This is a genomic window from Metallosphaera yellowstonensis MK1 (assembly GCF_000243315.1).
Classification (GTDB): domain Archaea; phylum Thermoproteota; class Thermoprotei_A; order Sulfolobales; family Sulfolobaceae; genus Metallosphaera; species Metallosphaera yellowstonensis.
In genome coordinates, this window is record NZ_JH597761.1 from 263,791 (window position 1) to 280,418 (window position 16,628).

15 protein-coding genes and 1 pseudogene are annotated in these 16,628 nt (G+C 46.4%); 5 read left to right on the plus strand and 11 right to left on the minus strand.

Annotation, left to right across the window (positions count from 1 at the left end; all coding sequences use genetic code 11):
- Positions 1-303: 303 nt before the first annotated feature.
- Positions 304-1,212, minus strand: a pseudogene (locus tag METMK1DRAFT_RS02065) (IS5 family transposase).
- A 587-nt stretch (positions 1,213-1,799) separates the two neighbouring features.
- Between METMK1DRAFT_RS02065 and METMK1DRAFT_RS02075 the strand changes: the two are divergent.
- Both METMK1DRAFT_RS02075 and METMK1DRAFT_RS02080 read left to right on the plus strand, forming a co-directional pair.
- Positions 1,800-2,828, plus strand: coding sequence for a hypothetical protein (locus METMK1DRAFT_RS02075; protein ID WP_009070316.1), 1,029 nt, complete (start codon positions 1,800-1,802; stop codon positions 2,826-2,828).
- On the plus strand, positions 2,825-3,529 hold the full coding sequence (locus METMK1DRAFT_RS02080; protein ID WP_009070318.1) for a hypothetical protein: 705 nt from the start codon (positions 2,825-2,827) through the stop codon (positions 3,527-3,529). Before METMK1DRAFT_RS02075 ends, METMK1DRAFT_RS02080 begins: the two co-directional genes overlap by 4 nt.
- Before the next feature lie 194 nt (positions 3,530-3,723).
- Here METMK1DRAFT_RS02080 and METMK1DRAFT_RS02085 read toward each other — a convergent pair whose 3' ends face one another.
- The 4 genes from METMK1DRAFT_RS02085 to METMK1DRAFT_RS17155 form a co-directional block, all read right to left on the minus strand.
- Positions 3,724-4,749, minus strand: a complete 1,026-nt coding sequence (locus tag METMK1DRAFT_RS02085) for an NAD(P)-dependent alcohol dehydrogenase (protein WP_009070319.1) — start codon at positions 4,747-4,749, stop codon at positions 3,724-3,726.
- The gene (locus tag METMK1DRAFT_RS02090; RefSeq protein WP_009070321.1) at positions 4,746-5,168 is read right to left on the minus strand and encodes an iron-sulfur cluster assembly protein; all 423 of its coding nucleotides are present in this window, start codon (positions 5,166-5,168) and stop codon (positions 4,746-4,748) included. The genes METMK1DRAFT_RS02085 and METMK1DRAFT_RS02090 overlap by 4 nt, the downstream gene beginning before the upstream one ends.
- A 1-nt stretch (position 5,169) precedes the next feature.
- A complete protein-coding gene (locus METMK1DRAFT_RS02095) occupies positions 5,170-6,246 on the minus strand; it encodes an amidohydrolase family protein (RefSeq protein WP_009070324.1) in 1,077 nt (358 codons plus the stop codon).
- Positions 6,247-6,534: 288 nt separating this feature from the next.
- On the minus strand, positions 6,535-6,690 hold the full coding sequence (locus METMK1DRAFT_RS17155; protein ID WP_155812257.1) for a hypothetical protein: 156 nt from the start codon (positions 6,688-6,690) through the stop codon (positions 6,535-6,537).
- 232 nt (positions 6,691-6,922) lie between these two features.
- On the opposite strand from METMK1DRAFT_RS17155, the gene METMK1DRAFT_RS02100 reads away from it, so the two are divergent.
- Positions 6,923-8,317 carry a TM1812 family CRISPR-associated protein gene (locus METMK1DRAFT_RS02100; protein WP_009070326.1) on the plus strand — a complete coding sequence of 465 codons (1,395 nt, stop codon included), beginning with the start codon at positions 6,923-6,925 and terminating at the stop codon, positions 8,315-8,317.
- A gap of 33 nt (positions 8,318-8,350) precedes the next feature.
- Here METMK1DRAFT_RS02100 and METMK1DRAFT_RS18070 read toward each other — a convergent pair whose 3' ends face one another.
- The 6 genes from METMK1DRAFT_RS18070 to cas6 all read right to left on the minus strand — a co-directional run bounded on the left by METMK1DRAFT_RS18070 (position 8,351) and on the right by cas6 (position 14,192).
- Positions 8,351-8,491, minus strand: a complete 141-nt coding sequence (locus METMK1DRAFT_RS18070; RefSeq protein ID WP_245544525.1) for a hypothetical protein — start codon at positions 8,489-8,491, stop codon at positions 8,351-8,353.
- A gap of 538 nt (positions 8,492-9,029) precedes the next feature.
- A complete protein-coding gene (locus METMK1DRAFT_RS02115; protein WP_009070328.1) occupies positions 9,030-9,575 on the minus strand; it encodes a hypothetical protein in 546 nt (181 codons plus the stop codon).
- A 588-nt stretch (positions 9,576-10,163) separates the two neighbouring features.
- Positions 10,164-11,438, minus strand: coding sequence for an APC family permease (locus METMK1DRAFT_RS02125; protein WP_009070330.1), 1,275 nt, complete (start codon positions 11,436-11,438; stop codon positions 10,164-10,166).
- A 25-nt stretch (positions 11,439-11,463) separates the two neighbouring features.
- On the minus strand, positions 11,464-11,643 hold the full coding sequence (locus tag METMK1DRAFT_RS02130; RefSeq protein ID WP_009070332.1) for a hypothetical protein: 180 nt from the start codon (positions 11,641-11,643) through the stop codon (positions 11,464-11,466).
- Positions 11,644-12,457: 814 nt separating this feature from the next.
- Positions 12,458-13,009 carry a CRISPR-associated ring nuclease Crn1 gene (gene crn1, locus METMK1DRAFT_RS02135; protein WP_009070334.1) on the minus strand — a complete coding sequence of 184 codons (552 nt, stop codon included), beginning with the start codon at positions 13,007-13,009 and terminating at the stop codon, positions 12,458-12,460.
- Positions 13,010-13,376: 367 nt separating this feature from the next.
- Entirely contained in the window at positions 13,377-14,192 is an 816-nt protein-coding gene (gene cas6 / locus METMK1DRAFT_RS02140; RefSeq protein WP_009070335.1) for a CRISPR-associated endoribonuclease Cas6, read from the minus strand.
- A gap of 435 nt (positions 14,193-14,627) precedes the next feature.
- On the opposite strand from cas6, the gene METMK1DRAFT_RS02145 reads away from it, so the two are divergent.
- Complete coding sequence (locus METMK1DRAFT_RS02145) at positions 14,628-15,644, plus strand: HoxN/HupN/NixA family nickel/cobalt transporter (protein ID WP_009070337.1); 1,017 nt, start codon at positions 14,628-14,630, stop codon at positions 15,642-15,644.
- Positions 15,645-15,710: 66 nt separating this feature from the next.
- Positions 15,711-16,604 carry an AEC family transporter gene (locus METMK1DRAFT_RS02150; RefSeq protein WP_009070339.1) on the plus strand — a complete coding sequence of 298 codons (894 nt, stop codon included), beginning with the start codon at positions 15,711-15,713 and terminating at the stop codon, positions 16,602-16,604.
- Positions 16,605-16,628 lie beyond the last annotated feature (24 nt).

The following is a 16,628-nucleotide window of genomic DNA, read 5'->3' on the forward strand; positions in this document are numbered from 1 at the left end:
TTTCTAATATTATAATAATATTCCCCAGTTAATCTTGTGGAAATATAAAAGATCTAATACAATACTTAAAAATTCCCAAAAAATATTGTAGAATCAACTGTTTAATTTCATTAAATCTTCATGTTATTAATAACAAATAAAAATTATTTTTACTATTCAGATTTTGGGTCTACCGCTAGGCGTGGGGAGGAGAAGAGGAGTGATGAGGTGCTTTGTGGACCTCTTCAGTTTATTTCATAAACATAATATGATACACTGAGGGTTTTTCAGTAATTAATATTTATTTCAACGTTGTTCACAAGCTCAAACCTTAATACCCGGAGCCCTACCGACTAAAGAATTAGCCAAGTGAACCATCCACGCGTAGGCCCAGAACTTGAGCTTAGCCTCAACCACTTGCCCTAGAAAACTTGTAGCCCCAACAGATTCACCAAAGGTGCGCTTCACGGCAGAGAACAGGGACTCAACCAACCACCTAACACCGTAACCCCTCTCCTCCCTCCAACGATCGTAACCCAACTCCTTGAACTCCCTCACAGCCTTTCTCCTGGCGGGATGACCGCGTCTAGTGGAGGCGTTCTCCCTAGGTGGGACGACCTCAACCCCAGTATTGTAAACCTCGTTGGCGTCGTAAGCCTTATCCCCGTAAAACCTCTTGACCTTCTTCCCCTATCTTGTAAATCCCCTATCTTGTAAGTCCTTAGTCTTGACTGCAGTCTCGACCTCGTCGCTAGTCACCTCAGCGTCTATCACGTTGAGCTCGTCCTTATCCATTACTATCTCTATCTTGAGGAATTTTGAGTCCCTCCTTTTGCCCCACTTTGCAATGATGTATTGTCCTCCCCTTGTTGTGCTTATCCCCGTCGCGTCTGCTATTACTTCAAGTTGGTCACCCGCTTCAGGGAACGTTATGTCCATGTTCCTCACCCTTTCCCATATTGTCGAGTAGTCTAGGCTTGTCGGGACGATCTTCAGTCTCTCCAGTGCTCTCAATACTCCTTCCATTGCCCTGTAGGGTAAGAACAAGTGTAGGAATGCTAGGAACTCGTTGAACTCCTTCGGTGCCTTGTAGGTTTTCTTTGCATCCCTATTCTCCTCTGCTAGTAGATCCCACCAGTGTTGGAAGACGTAGAAGGGGAACATTAGCTTGTATCTCGTTATGACGTTCTCGTCGTACTTGCTCCAATCCCTCTTGTACTCACTCTTTCCCATGGGTAATACACGATATATTAGTTATAAATTTTTGTATAATACTGAAGTAGCCCACAATACAGTGATGAGGACGAGTGATTAATAGTCATTAAAAGTGGCTATTAGTTACGATGAAGGCCGAACTCTTATCTCTCTCACTTTAACCTAATTATTAAGGGTATTTACTTTTTAATTTAACCTTAACGCTGTCTTATCATGTTATTATTGTATTTAACGTTCATCATGATTATCATACATATGTTAGGAGTCTTATTATCTTTTTCTAAAAGGACTTTCCCAAAGCTCATTGGTAATTTAATTGCGGTCTATGAAATGGTATTTTATTTTATAATCATATTTTCACCAATTATATATAAAAATAAAATTATCCTTGTAATATCATATATTTATCTCATAATTCACCTTATAGGGGGAATAACTTATTTAAAGGGATATCTAAACAGGCTATATTCCGCTGAAAGGCTAAAATATTATGGTTTTTATGAGCTGATTGAAATGTTATATCTAATTTCCATTTTATTTAAGATGTGAGTAACCTAAAACATTAGGTATATTCTATAAAAATATCCCGTTTCAAAGGATGGTGTATGAAAGCAGCTTTATTTTTGATGATTATTGGTATTTTACTACTCTTACTTGGTGGAATACCTGCTGTATTTGAATTTATGGGAATACAAGGCTTTCCTTTAGATCCTACTAGCTCACTGTTTCCTTCTCATTGGTTTCTAATGATTTACGGTTTCTTTGGAGCCCTTATAGGTAATGAAGTCTTGGTTGCGTTAAGTGTAGAATGGACAGGGAGAACTGCAGATAATAAACTGATAATCTTATTTATAATTTTTACGTTAATTGGTTCCATATCATTTATTTATAATCAGCAATTAGGATTGGTTTTAATTTTAGTCGCCATGTCAATTTTACTATATTATTCTAAAGAATATTTAGGACGATCCAGAATAGGATTAAATCCAACCTTGTATAATTGGCTACTTTTCTTATCCTTAATGGTAACCGTAACTATAATCGATGTTCAGATAAGTTTAGGTTATGTAATACCGTATCTAAATCTAATATTTCCAGTAAGTATGGTATTTGCAGTTATGGCTAGGGACATTAGTCTTGTAACGGGTGTTAAACCAACTAAAGGCTGGGAAATTTCTTTAGCCTTAGTTCTTCTAATTTTAGGTATGACTTTTCGATTAGATTTTTTAATGATTTTAGCATGGATTCTGTCTTTTCACACGTCTCGAATTTACAAATTTAAGGGAAGAAAATACCCAATAATTCATCTCTTTACTGCTTGGCTATATCTTTTAATCGGTTCGATATTCGTATTCAATTACGACATTTTCATTCACTCTATCGCAGTTGGTTTCCTATTTAATACGGTATTCGGCGTGGATGTTGTCTTAATGGATCTATTTATTAATACTTTTCAAAAGAGGGTTTCAATTAAACCTTCTTATGCCCCATATTTTTTATTAAATTTAGGACTGCTGATGAGGTTTATATATGATCTTGGATTATCATTACCGTTTTTCTTATTATCTGCACCTCTTCAAGGTATAGGAATTTTATTGTTTTTTATACTTACTTTAAGGCAGGTGATTAAATGAAAATGAGAGTGAGAAATCACGCTTTATATTTCATAGGAATTTTATCTTATATCGTTTCACTAATTCCATTCTTTGGAATTAACGTAATCAGAGCCCTACTGTTAATCCCAGTAATAGCATATACTTTGCCTATACTTGAATACTTACAGCCTAAAATTATGATTTTGAAAATTAACTATAAGGATATATTATTAATACTTTTAGCTACAATGCCCTACATTTTTATTAAAATTAATATATATATAATTATACCAATGGCATTATTAACAGTAACATTCATGTTCTATTTTAATAAAAATACAATGTGGGGAAATGTTCTAGGCACGACATTTATAGTCTCATTGTCCCTAGTTTGGGCTTTATTTGAGAGCAATTACTTTCTTATACCTGATATTTACTGGATATTATATATATTCACGGGGGCCCTATATGTGGAATATAAGATACCTTATAGAAGACTTAACAAATCTATAGTCCAAGCTTCCTGGGTATTATCGTTAATAATACTTACATTGATTAGCTTAAACACTCCCCTATTATTAGTATCGCTAATAGAACCCTCAACGAGGTTTCTAAGACCTGGAGAAAAGTTAAAATCATCGAAAGAGATAGCACTCCTAGGTAGGAAGGGTTCTAGAAGGGATATAATCTTCGTGACCCTGTTGATATTACTGTCCTTGCTGTCCCTTCTTCACTATTAATCTGTTAAATACAAATACAGCAGTTATGGAATTTCTCGTTAGGTATAGCCTTGAAGTCGAGGCAAAATCTGATGACTGCTGTTCCTTAGTTAGAGCCTTATAACCAAGGTAAAATCTGAGAACTGCTGTAAAAATTCTTTGTAATAAAATTTTATATCATATAAAAATCCTTAAAAATTATTGTGAAAATTGTTTCACGGTAACAGAATTGCTCTACCTAAGATCTTACCACTTTTTAACTCCTCTAATGCCTGATTAGCTTCGTTTAACGGAAAAGTCTTAACCTTCACCCTAACCTTACCTTGAGTATATAGTTCAACTAATTCGGTAAGTTCGTTATAAGTTCCCACTAAATTTCCAACAACGCTAATCTCTCTGCTAATGAAATCTACTGTGTGATCCCTAAACTCTCCACCGTATCCTACTATTGAATATGTTCCACCTTTTCTTATCATATGAAGCGAGTCCCTAGGGGTATTATGTTCTCCTACAAAATCGATTACAACGTCTACTCCCGTGTTATCAGTTATTTTCCCAATCTCGTCTACGGCGTCCTTTGCCAATACTGTGTAGTCAGCTCCAAATTCCTTTGCCATCCTCAGTTTACCTTCATCAATATCTATTGCAATAATCCTGGCTGAAGTTATAGCCTTAGCTACTTGTATGCCTATGTGTCCCAGGCCACCGACCCCGATTATAGCCAAGAGTGTACTGGGATATAATTCTTTGGAAACCTTCTTAACTGCGTGATACGCAGTTAACCCAGCATCCGCTAAGGGGGCCATCGATATCAGATCAACTCCCTTAGGCACTTTAATCGCGGAGAACGCCGACGTTTTTAGATATTCGGCGTAACCTCCGTCAGTACCGTCTAATCCCGGAAATTTACCGTTAGGGCAATGCATATCATTTCCAGCCCTACATGCTCTACATCTCCTGCAAGTCACGTAAGGATGAAGTATAACTTGATCGCCTCTCTGGAGCCAATCGACACTGCTACCCATATCTTCAACTATTCCCACATTCTCGTGTCCTATGATGAATGGAAGTTTAGGATTAAATATATCCTTCCATATTCCCTCCTGAATGTGCAAGTCGGTTCTACAGACTCCTGCGCCCTTGATCTTAATTATTATATCAAAAGGCGATGTAATCTTAGGCTCCGGAACATCGTCAACTCCCAACGGCTTATTATACTCATGAATTCTGACGGCCCTCACTCATCCTTCGCCTCAGCTACAAGTTTACAAAACTCACCATTTACATTGAGAGAAAGTTGAGTTAAACTACCCTTTCCCTTTCTCTTGAAAGTAAACCTCTTCTTAACGTCCTCATATTCGGATGAAGCTTCACCTGAGTAACACTCGTGGAACTTTAACCCTTTATTTATACATTCGGTTAGCCTTTCAGCGTCGTGATGGTTTACAAGGTTTATTGTGGAATTAGGTATTTTTTCCTTAACTTCTTCTAGGATCACATATAAAAATAACGGAGGGCAGAAGAAAGTTGGAGGGGAGAGTGTTATTTTCACTTTACCCTCTTTATTTTCACTATATCCCTTTAGAAACTTCAAATCGATTATGGAGTAGTTCGTCTCAGGATCTATGACTTCTCTTAACATCTCCTCTATATTCAACATCTCATTCCTCCAACTTCAGTGCAATTCTCCTTTTAGAAATTTCATCTTCTCTCTTGGCAATCTCTTCTATTGGTATTCCCCACAGTTTAGAAGCGTTCTCGTACAATATTTTTTTCTTTATATCAATTGTTAGTTCGATACCGTATTCTCTTCTTATGTCTTCCGGTAATTCGAATTTAATGAAGTCTTCTATTATCCATTTTGGGTTCCATATCGCGTAGTCTGTTCCGAATAGTATTCTATCCGGGCCTAGCCAGAATAGTAGCTCAGCCATCATTTGGGCGAAGTATCTGGGTCTTTTCCTTATGAACGCGGACGCTACAGCCAGGCCTGCATAAACGTTCTTATCTTGTACTCCGATCCAGCAAAAGTCATCAAATCTGGGTAATCCAATATGTGTGACTACGAATTTCATGTCTGGAAATGATGAGGCTGCTGAATCGACGTCTTTAACGTCGAATGCGTCTTTATCTAAGGGCCATACTGTGGGGCCCTTGTGAGGAACTAATATGTTTATGCCTAGGGATTTACTATATTCTAAAAACTCAAACGCTTCCTTGCTATCCAGTCTCCATCCCCTGGACAACCTGTCGCCAGTTTCTTTCCATTCGGCTGTGTATAGTTTTACGTGTTTCATCTGCCAAGGCTTAACCCTATATTTTCTAACATCTTCCTCTAATTGCCTTTTGCCCTCCTCACCATCCCTGGGATCCCACCTAGTACCAATGACGAATCTATAAGGATTTTCTAAGGCCAATTTTCCAAACTCCTCAGTATTTCCAAAAGGTTTTCTATAGAAATATGATAGATACTGTGGTTGAGTTATTGCAACATCAACATAACCCTTGACCATTACGTCCTCTATCATCCTATTTGGTCCATAATATTTGAAAGTATTATAATCCATGACATATTCTTCCGGACTTAATGACTTATGATAATCATAAAAACAATCTATCCAACCCTTTGCCAATTCAGGTCTTAGCCAATTATCCTCACTTGCTCTCCACACGTGGACGTGATAATCAACTACCGGAATTTCTTCCCTTCTACCGCTCTTACTCTCAACTGAAATCATGATATCACACCTTAAAATTTTATTTACTGCTCTTATATATAAAGATTCTTATATAACACTAATTTTACGATTTTAGCTCAGCTGAAGCTTTCGTTAAACCAGGATCTACCTAAATGACCTTCGAGCACCGTTTGAAGCCAACTTTTTAGGTACAGCCGTTGTGGGATTTTTCCGTAAAGTATGGCCTTGAAGTTAGGCAAGCTTAAAAGTGCTGTCCGACAAATACCGTACACCGGCTTTAATGGCCTCTTCTCACTCTAGTTGAGACTCTTTAAGGGTTTAAGGTCACTAGGACCAGGAGCGAGGGGCCTTCAGGACGACCAACCTCCTGTTCCTCGACCGGATAGGTGGTGAGCTCCTCTCGAGCCCAAGGGACTTGAGCGCTTTTATCACGACCTCCACGTCCCACCGATGCTCCGAGATGCGAAGAGGACATTCCTCCATGAACAGCAATTATGGGACTTTCCCTTAAATATCGCTCTGTAATCAAGGCAAAATCTAATACCTGCTGCATGAAACCGGCGAGTTATGGCTGACCTTAAGATCCCCGGTGGAGGTGACCGATAGCTTAATGCGTCCAGGCCAATCCATCGAGACGCCCTCTCGTCGGTGGAAGGGATGACTACAAGCTTGGGGTGTCAAATGAGCTTAAATTCTAAGACCTCACAAAATATATATGAAATCCTGTCTAATTTACGTCGCCGGGGACGTGACCAATTACGAGCTTGTGGACTACATCATAAACGACGGAAACGCGGGGATAAAGGTAAAGACTTTCTTCGCAGCCCACGCCTTACACAAGGTCTTCAGTCCGGAGGAGGTAGTCGCCTTACTCCCAGACAGCCTGATACACGACGATAACGAGGACTGGGAGAGCGTAAAGGAGGCTTACAAGGGGCTCGTGACCTCTCGTGCTAACGAGCTAGGAATGGAGAACCAGACCGGGGAGGCACTCGAGACCTTCCTGGATAAGTTGGACGTGAGACTTATACCCAACGTGGGAGTGGGGAGTGCTAAAAGGAGTAGTGGAGGGAAGATTGTCCTCGACTCTAATGGCACACCTCAGACTGTACAGTATCAGAGGAGTAGGACCCCGAGCTTCATCTTCAACGTCATCTACTCCGTGTTTGAGGACCTCTCCTGTGAAAAATACCTCGTCGACCTAACCCATGGGACTAACGTCCTGATTTCTGCTGTCTTGACTGCCGGTTCACTGTTTGACTCCAGGTTCTTCTCGGCCCCCATCATGGGGAGACCAGGAGTCCAGGCCGAGGTCGAAGTCGTGGAGCTGACGGGATTAGTTGAGGCAATGAAGAATTCCATGATGATCTCTGAATCCATAAAGAATCTGGACGAGAGGTACTTCAGGGACTTCAGCGGTCAGCTGGGACGTTTGAACCCGAAAGAGTTCAAGGACAAGGGTTTGATCGAACGGGTGAAGAAGACAGATACCAATAAGGTCAAGGACCTTCTCTGGAACATAAGGAACGGTTTCTCGGTAAAGGCAGTGAAGAGTATGGCCGATGTTAGGAATCACATGGATCAGATAAGGGGCGACGTGAACACCCTGAGGGCATATTTCCTGAATTGGTATGACCATCAGGATCTGGACAAAGAGGAGTTAGTCCTTTCCAACTTGAGCTCGACGTTGAAGGTCGGGGACCTGATTCAGCCGGGGGACGACTTGACCTCAATGAAGCGTTTACTGAACCTCTACGTGAGGGCCTCCCTTTACGATAAGGCCCTTTCCCTAGCAAGGGAACTCCCAATAGCGTTCTGCCTGAAGGAGCAGGGAGGGGGAAAATTCGCCGATGATGATAATAATTACGATCAATGCAACAATGAGGTGGTCGAAGGTTACCAAAAAGAGAATAGTAACGTCCTGAGGCTTAGGAACGTTCTGATGCATGGAGGTCTGTCGAAAGATCTGAAAGTTCAGGTGGGACCAGACGGGACCGTTAAGGCTGACGAAGTTGAAAAGAAACAAATTGAGGACGTGGTCAATAAAGTGCCGGAATACGTGGACGAGATTATCGGCTTGTTGAGCCAGAAGAGGACTAAAGACCCGTGACAACGAAGGGAAGATACCCTCTTCTGTTTGTCCCTACGCTCTCATTTCACTCACTTTGTGTTCAATCATGATGGAGTGCGGGGACTTAGCCCTCAGCCACTTACCAGCCTTAACGGTAGGTGGGTCATGGGACTCCTCGGAGCCGATGGGCACGAGGCTCAGATCCCAGATCACTCTTACCCTTTTGAGCAGAGCTCACATCGAGTGAGAGTTCATCTTTTATCAACGAAAATAAACAAATATAAAAAAATTTGTTAACGTGAAAAAGGATTCAGTCAACTAGGTCTTGCATTGGTTTTCCGCTGGCTTTCGGACGTGGAGGAGGCCCACCACTCTGGGGGATAGCCCTGAGCTCATCAAGAAGAGGTCTGCTATTAAGTTAGGGGAGGAGCTCCAGGTTTATGGGGACCTCGGAAGGTTCTACCCGTGGCGTAACTTATCCTTACTCTTAGTCACTTCCAATCACACCACGGGCATCCCTCTCAATGGCTCATAAAGGTCACCCTCAAGTCATTGGGACTAGTAGAGGGAAGCTTTAACACCCTCCTATCCAATCACTCCTACCCTCGTGAGCAGTGTCCGTCGCCAGTTGGGAGATCATCAGTAAAAACTATTTGTAATACTACACGAACATTACTTAATCAAAACGATGTTTAGAAGTAATTAAAATAACGAGTGGTTACGTAAAAGAGTTACAGTCTACCGTTTGCCTTCACCTGGGCCTGTAGGCGCTCCCTCCCACGTAACTCCTGGTGTTCAAGGTTAAGAGGAGACCCACGAGGCCCACCATCTTGACCACGTCACCCACGATGGCTACAGGTCCTAAGTTCACGAGGTAGAGGGGCAGGCCTGCAGTGAACACTACAGCCCCCCAGAAGAAGAGGGAGGAGTAGGTGGGCCTGACCCTCTTGGCTGTCAGGTATATGGGTATCCCAGCCACGGGCTCGAGGGTGTAGCCCAGTAGGATCAGCTCCACCCCCAGGAACTTCCCTAGGGTGAGGTACACGAGCCCTATCCCGGCGATCATCACGGCCAGTGCTCCGAAGAAGTCCAACATCCATTGCCTCTCCAACTTGACCATGTGGTAGGTGAGAACTGAAGGGATGGCCATGGCCCAGATGACCCACAGTGTCAGGACTGAAGGGAGGGCAAAGATGAAGTTCAACCCCTCAAACTCCAGCAGGGTTAACTCGAGGAGAATGACTAGGGACGCGATCAGGCTTATCAGGTTTCCCCTGAACAAGTGTTTGACTTCCATGTGATAATTAGGGCGGGGAGATCAAAAAACATTGGATTAAATTAATTTTAACAGGGCATCTCATGTCGTCCCGTTACAACATCGCCTCCCTCAGGCTAAGGGAGATACCTTGATGCAGTGATTGGATCTAACCTTGGTTGCAAGGTGATGTCCAACGGAAAGTCCCATAACTGCTTTCCCTTGATTAGTATCAGGCACCTCTCAGGGAATAGGTGAGTCACAGTCTAGTGTCCTACTATCGTTGAGTCCCGACGGGGACGAAACTAAGAGCGAGTTGGGCTGATTTCTTTATGTTAGTGAAGGTATTTTTTATCCTTTTATTATGTCTTTACTGATAAAAGATGTCCTCCCACTAGATGCGGGCTCTCCCCAAAGGGGTGGGAGCGATCTGGGATCTGAGCCTAGTGCCGTTTGATTCCAAGGAGTCCCGTGACCCCCTACCTTGAGGTCGGGTAGGTGTTTAGGGCCTAAGTCCCTGTATTCCATCATGAATAAAGATAAAATTATTGAAAAGTGTTAGGGACAAACGGAACAACTCTCGAACTAGTTCAAGGGAACTATCTAAAAAAGGGTTTTTAACCTAACCGCTCAAGTCCTGATCTCCTTCCTCAGGGCCCCGTAAATCGCTCCGATCACCATCCACACCACGAAGGTCGCGACTCCTATGAGCACGTAGGAGTTGACCGAGGTGGTGACTATGTTGGCGAATATCACGAACCCCACTATGGCGTTTATGATCGCCGTTAGCAGTATGTTCCAGAGGTTCAACGCCTTGTGCTCCCTCAGGATGAAGAGCAGGCTTATGTTTGCGGTGAATATGGCAACCAGGAAACCGAATGTCGTGGTTATCCCAACAGCCAGGAACACGTTGGCCGGGCTCAGGAACACTGAGAAGACGACGGTGTATATCAGGGAGAACAGTAGGGCGAAAACGACTGCCACGTGGGGGGTCTTGTTGTTGTCGTGTACCCCCTCCAGCCTCCTGTCCAACACTCCGTCCCTGGCCATGGCGAAGACTACCCTGGACACTGTGTTGAAGAAGGTCACGGAGTCTGTAAGTCCGCTGTTGATCAGGAGTACCGTGAGTATCACGCCGAGGATGAACCCCCCATATCGGACTCCCAGTACTATACCTGGAACCAGGTTGGTGAAGAACGAGGACATATCGTTGACCCCCCAACCCACGGTGAAGGCCTCGCTCGCCAGGACGTAAGTTATCCCCACCAGGAGGGCACTGGTGAATACTCCCTTGGTTATGGTGTTCTTCGGGTCCACAGCCTCCTCTCCCAGGACCGAAGCGGTCTCGTAGCCGGCGAACGCTAAAAAGACGAAGGCCATCCCCACTCCCACGTTGAAGGCTGAGGGTGGAGGAGCGTAGGCCAGCGTGAAGGTTTTAGGGTCTGGAGGGACTCTGCTTAAGATCAGGAGCGAAGTCCCCACGATGAACAGTATCTCCACGATACTCATGGTCAGGATGAACTTCAGGGAAGGCCTTATCCCCAGGTAGGATAGGACTCCACCGAACAGGGCCACAGCGACCACGATGGGAGCCCAGATCCAGGAGGGTGTGTTGACTCCGAGGACCTGCAGTGCCCCAGGTAAGAAGACTCCCACAGAGAGGTATATGAACACCAGTGCCGTGAGAGCGTAGAGCACGTAGGCCCAACCTATGAGGAAGCCCACCTTCTTCCCTAACCCTTCGGAGATGAAGGCGTAAATACCGCCGGCGCTCTGAACGTATCTGCTCGTGATAGAGAGCCTGGTAGCGTCCAGAAGGACGGCAAAGGTAGCTAGCGCTACGGCGAGAGGGAAAGAGCCGTATGCGTAGGCTGCAGCACCTGTCAGGGTCACTAGGCTGGCCATAGCAGGCGCAGCTCCCCGTTTGTCCCTACACTTTCATTTCAATCATTTTATGTTCATTCATGATAGAGTGTAGGGACTTAGCCCTCAACCACCCACTTACTGTAGGTGGGTCATGGGACTCCTTCGAGCCCAACGGCACGGGGCTCACATCTCTGCAATCACTCCCACCCTTTTGGGCATAGCCCACATCGGTGTGGGAGGTCATTATTTATCAACGAAAATTCGTTATAAACAGATATAAAAAGATTTCTATTAACGTGAAAAGGATTCAGTCCACACCCTGAGCTACGACTTCCCTATAACTAACGGAGTTACGAGCCAACTCCTTCTTTTCTGTCATGTCAGGTCTTACTTTTAATGATTGGAGATCTTTTAAGCTTTTACCTGTTTGATTAAAAACTAATTAGAAGGCGAAGGAATCTTTATTTAAAGAAACTGCTAGTTTCTCAGAGGTGTAGAGACGTGGTCAGGGTAATTTCACGAGGAGTGTGATCTGTGACTCGTCATCGAGCAGGTCGTGGAGTATTACCGTGTTCTGGGACCTCGAGTGTCAAGCTCCCGCTCGCGTCGGTAATACTAACGTGTTCCAAGGTCCGATGGGGGACGTTAGGTCTCGCCTTGATGGTGAGGTGACACTTGAGGGAAACTCCCATAACTGCTCGTCTGATACTCACTTCTTGAATCAGCGTGGATGATCAACGTAGTCAAGTAGGTGGGAGGATTTGGAACTTTAGGATGAAGTAGGATCTGTACTGGTTGTAGAATTTCCTCGGGTGTTGACCACGTTGAGCCCACTCAAAGTCGAAATTACAGATCAGTTTAAAACAAGATTCGTGTGAATGCTAAAAAGTATTTAAGAAGCCCACGAGGGCGTTGAAACTCCTCAGAGGGGAATCCGTGACTATCGAGGTTGAGCACCTCACGAAAGTCCTCAGAGGATCGTTCAGACCTTGGACGTTATTCCAGTTCTGGGGTTAACCCACGTTAGCGCTCACAACCGCACTCGTCTCGTTCCGGGCTCAAAAGAAAAGTATGGTTCTGGAGTTCTTAGAGATCAGGTCACATACCTCTTTCAACTGGTCGCACTTACCTTGGCCAGCCTCCTCCACATCCCTCTCCTTGGCTTTCAGGGGCTTGAGGAGATTGTTCACCCTGGTGTACTCATCTGGAGATACTACGGTGGTGACGATGTGGGCCCTCTTGTGGAGGCCCTCCAGAGCTGCGGCCACACTCATGGCCTTCCTCCCCCCTGTGAAATCTACGTAGTCCCCCACGTTTATCCTCGAGCCTACCTCCTTCCTAAACTTCTTGAAGTCGTCTGCGCTGTTTATGTCATCCATGGGCAGGGGGATGTCTGCTATGATAATTTCCTTTGATCCGCAACACGCGAATATTGCTTTGACCAGCTTCCACGCAAAGGTTACGGCCTCGTTGTTTGTCCTGATCACGTACACTTCGTCCACCTTTACAGGCGTCGGGTTTTCGGCCTCGTATTTCCCTTGACTTAGGTTGATGAAGGTCTCGTAGATTCCACCGGGGGTAGTGCCCAGGACAGAGACGAGTTTTACCATAATAGGGAACGGGAGACAAAGGATATAAGCGTAGGGGTCTCCTGAGTACTAGGGAAGGGGCGTACATGGGAGTCAACCCTGACCGGGACCTCCCCGGTTCTGATGAGGCTAGGCCTGAGCTCACCGCATGTGAGGGAGCTCGAGTGACCGGGGGGAGTTTGGGCTCTCCAAGGGGCGTTCAGAAGACTCAACCCCAGTTATTAGAATTCGCCTAGATTACAGGGCGATACTCAAGGGAAAATCCCGTAACTGATACTTAACTGACTTCGAGATTCAGGGGCCTTGGTTGCTGATCGAGGTTGAACAGTGAACTGAGTGTAAATCCTGCTCAATGCCCCAACACTTCTCCCACCTCAGCAATCTCCGGTCATGTCCGATCCGTCTCTTCTCCCTCCCCTCTGGCCCTCCATGGAAAGCACTCAATCTCGCCGAAGCCTATGGACCTGGACTTCCCGACCCCCATGAAGTTGCCATACCCCAGGAGAGTCCTAACCTTCTCCCTGAACCCCGAGCTCCTCCTGGCGTCCAGGGAGAACTTGGTCCACCCCACGAATCCCCTGACCGTCCCTTGCTCATAGGGGACAGTTATTGGGGTGAGGTTGTAACCGACCTCCCTAAAGTAGTACAGGGCCCTGAGACCCCCGACCCCGTTAACCTTCACGTGGGAGAAGGCGTTCCAGTGCACTGCCAGAGAAGTGAGGAGGAGCGGGGAGTAGGGGAAGAGTACATATCTGTTCCTCCTCCTCTTGAAGGACGGCCTTGGGGGTTGCAGGAGGGTAGGAGTGAGGAACCTGACCACGTACGTTCGGGAGTCCTCGAGGGCTAAGGACTCTACCTGCACATACTTCACTTGGTTCAGCTCCACCTTTCCCTCGGTGTGGTACACCCTCACAGTACCTGAAGGGTTCTTCAAGACCTCCTCTGCCAGGACCTGCTCCAGTGAGTTCAGGTAAAAGGTATACTCCTTCCCAGGGTAGAGGCGTAGAACGTTCTTCCCTGTGGAGAACAGAGGCCTGCGGTCCCTGAGGGCCGTCACCCTGTGGGGTTTAGGTCCCGGAGAGTCCGTGGACTTGAGATAGTGTGGGTAGAGTTGGGCGAGGATCATCCTCGAGACCTTGGAACTGAAGGGCTGGACTATTACCTCGTCCTTCACCCTCAGGGAGAACGCGAGGGAGAAAATCATTGAGATTTTAAGTCTTGATGGCTTATAACCTTTGAGGGAAACCCTCCCCTGGAGAACAGCTTGAGGAGAGAAAGGTGACGTGATTCCCGAGTAGTAGTTATTTGACTTTCCCTTAACTGACGTCCTGTTATCGAGGGAAACCTAATAACTACAGCAGTTACCAGATTTTGCCTCGACTTCAAGGCTACACCTAACGAGGAATCCCATAACTGCTGTAACTACACAAGCACATTGGAAAAAGGTCACGTCCGTGCAGTTATATGTCAGTTTCGTGGAATTTCGACGCTCTCAGGCGTTAGGCTCATTGGAAAACCTAAGTTCCAAATTATACCTCGATTTGGAAAAAGCTCCCGGAACTCTCTGATGAAAGTTGAGGGACCCGCGAACCGCGTCCTTAACCGAAAGTCTTATTATCTGGATAGGCTATCCAGCCCTATGCTTCCAAAGAGGGTGATCGTGGGGTTCTACGCCTCGATGCTAGTCCTGGTTTTTGCACTCTTCATTTGGTTGGCTGACCTTTCGGACAAACTGGGAGGGGCCATGACCGGTCTGGGCTCCCTGGCCTTCTTCTTCGGCCTCAGGCACGCCGTGGATGCAGACCACCTGGCTGCCATAGACAACTCTGTGAGGAAGCTCACCCAGGAGGGTAGGGAGTCCCTGTTCGCAGGTACCTTCTTTTCCCTGGGCCACTCGACCGTGGTGATCCTCCTCTCCGCGGCTCTAATATTCGTCTCCAGGGAGGTCGTGAAGAGTGTACCACAACTCCAAAGCCTCGGAGGACTCCTGGGTACGTTGATCAGTGGAGGTGTCCTATACCTCCTGGGTGCCCTCAACCTCATCGTCGCCCTGGAGATCTACGCCCTCTTCAGGAGGGTCATAAAGGGGGAGGAAACTGACGTAGACCAGGTGTTACTGAGGAGGGGCCTCATGGGCAGGTTCTTCCGTAACCTCTTCAGACTTGTGGGTAACCAGTACTACCTCTATCCCATAGGTCTCCTGTTCGGCCTGGGTTTCGACACGGCCACCGAGACTGCCCTCCTCGCCATCTCGGCCTCAACCGCTTCCCTGTACACGGCAGTACCTCCCTACGAGCTCCTCGTGTTCCCACTCCTCTTCACTGCGGGCATGACGCTCGTGGACTCGAGCGACGGGTTCTTCATGAATTCAGCCTACAGGTGGGCCTTCTCGGGGGACGCAGTGAGGAAGGTCTGGTATAACCTCAGCATGACCGTGATCTCAGTGATCGTGGCGTTCCTGGTGGGCTCCCTGGAGTTACTGGGCCTATTGCAGGCTCAACTCAGACTGAGCGGGTGGCCCTGGTATCTCGTGGGGGAGATAAACAGTGAGAGCTATTGGAGCCTGGTCGGTTTAACCATAGTGGGGGTGTTTGCCGTGTCATGGATAATATCCTACCTGGTATACGTGCACAAGGTCGACGAGTGGAGATCCTGAATCACGATTAAAAGTGAGACCGGTAGAACTCGAAGGACTTTTAGCCCCTGTCTCTCTCCGTCTCTCATGTCTCAGTTCACCCAGGGACTTGTGCTCCTCACCTCCGGAGTTCTGGGATACCTTCTCACCTCTACCCGGTCAGGTACAGTCAACGTCCTCAAGTTCCTCAACCCCCTGAACAGTTGGTTCATCATCCCCATGCTCTTCTTCATGGGAGTCATAGACAGGGGCCTCCTACCTGAGGACCTGGACCTCTTCCTCCTCCTAGTGGTCTACCTTTTGCTGATAGTCCCGGTGATACTCCTCATGGGTAAGGGGTTGAGTGGGCAGACCTTGGGCTCTGTGATCTTGGCCGGGGCACTCATGAACAGCGTGAACCTACCCTTCTCCCTTCTCCTGATACTGCAGGGAAGTTACGGCTACGCTGCTACCTTCGCCTCAGGGGTGAGCTTCTTCAGGCCCATAGTTGCCCTGGTAGCTTACCAGTTGCTCATGGGGAGGAGTGGGAGAGCCTCCACTCAGACGTACGTTCAGGGTAGTCTCTCCATAGTGGGCCTGTTGACGGGAGGGATCCTCCATCCCTTCCTTCACTTGCCTCCTCTGGCGACCTCCTTGAGTACCGTTATAGGGCTCTCCGTGATAATATTCTCCTTTGGAGTCTCGTTGAGAGCGCTGGGCGTATCTGTGAACTCGGTGGAGAGGAAGGGGTTTACGCTGGTCGCCTTAACCAGGTGCGTACTCTCGCCCATCCTCATACTCGTCCTGAGTTTACTGTTCCTTAGGGGGAACACCGACGCCCTGAGACAGGTGGTGTTGGAGTCGGCCATGCCCCCAGCAGTCACCGACTCGGTGTTCGCCAGGATCTACGGCTTCGACCTGAAGTTCACCCTGGCTGTGACCCTAGCGCTGACCCCCGTGAACACGGTTGAGGGGGTGTTGCTCTACTACCTGGTGAGGTAGAGTGTGGGTTAACTTCCTGCTATA

Bases quoted from the DNA above. Each gene is read 5' to 3' on its own strand.
- crn1 (WP_009070334.1), bottom strand. From the start codon at position 13,009: ATGGTAAAACTCGTCTCTGTCCTGGGCACTACCCCCGGTGGAATCTAC.
- METMK1DRAFT_RS17155 (WP_155812257.1), bottom strand. From the start codon at position 6,690: ATGGAGGAATGTCCTCTTCGCATCTCGGAGCATCGGTGGGACGTGGAG.
- METMK1DRAFT_RS02100 (WP_009070326.1), top strand. From the start codon at position 6,923: ATGAAATCCTGTCTAATTTACGTCGCCGGGGACGTGACCAATTACGAG.
- METMK1DRAFT_RS02080 (WP_009070318.1), top strand. From the start codon at position 2,825: ATGAAAATGAGAGTGAGAAATCACGCTTTATATTTCATAGGAATTTTA.
- METMK1DRAFT_RS02095 (WP_009070324.1), bottom strand. From the start codon at position 6,246: ATGATTTCAGTTGAGAGTAAGAGCGGTAGAAGGGAAGAAATTCCGGTA.
- cas6 (WP_009070335.1), bottom strand. From the start codon at position 14,192: ATGATTTTCTCCCTCGCGTTCTCCCTGAGGGTGAAGGACGAGGTAATA.
- METMK1DRAFT_RS02150 (WP_009070339.1), top strand. From the start codon at position 15,711: ATGTCTCAGTTCACCCAGGGACTTGTGCTCCTCACCTCCGGAGTTCTG.
- METMK1DRAFT_RS02130 (WP_009070332.1), bottom strand. From the start codon at position 11,643: ATGACCTCCCACACCGATGTGGGCTATGCCCAAAAGGGTGGGAGTGAT.
- METMK1DRAFT_RS02090 (WP_009070321.1), bottom strand. From the start codon at position 5,168: ATGTTGAATATAGAGGAGATGTTAAGAGAAGTCATAGATCCTGAGACG.
- METMK1DRAFT_RS02145 (WP_009070337.1), top strand. From the start codon at position 14,628: ATGCTTCCAAAGAGGGTGATCGTGGGGTTCTACGCCTCGATGCTAGTC.
- METMK1DRAFT_RS02075 (WP_009070316.1), top strand. From the start codon at position 1,800: ATGAAAGCAGCTTTATTTTTGATGATTATTGGTATTTTACTACTCTTA.
- METMK1DRAFT_RS02125 (WP_009070330.1), bottom strand. From the start codon at position 11,438: ATGGCCAGCCTAGTGACCCTGACAGGTGCTGCAGCCTACGCATACGGC.
- METMK1DRAFT_RS02115 (WP_009070328.1), bottom strand. From the start codon at position 9,575: ATGGAAGTCAAACACTTGTTCAGGGGAAACCTGATAAGCCTGATCGCG.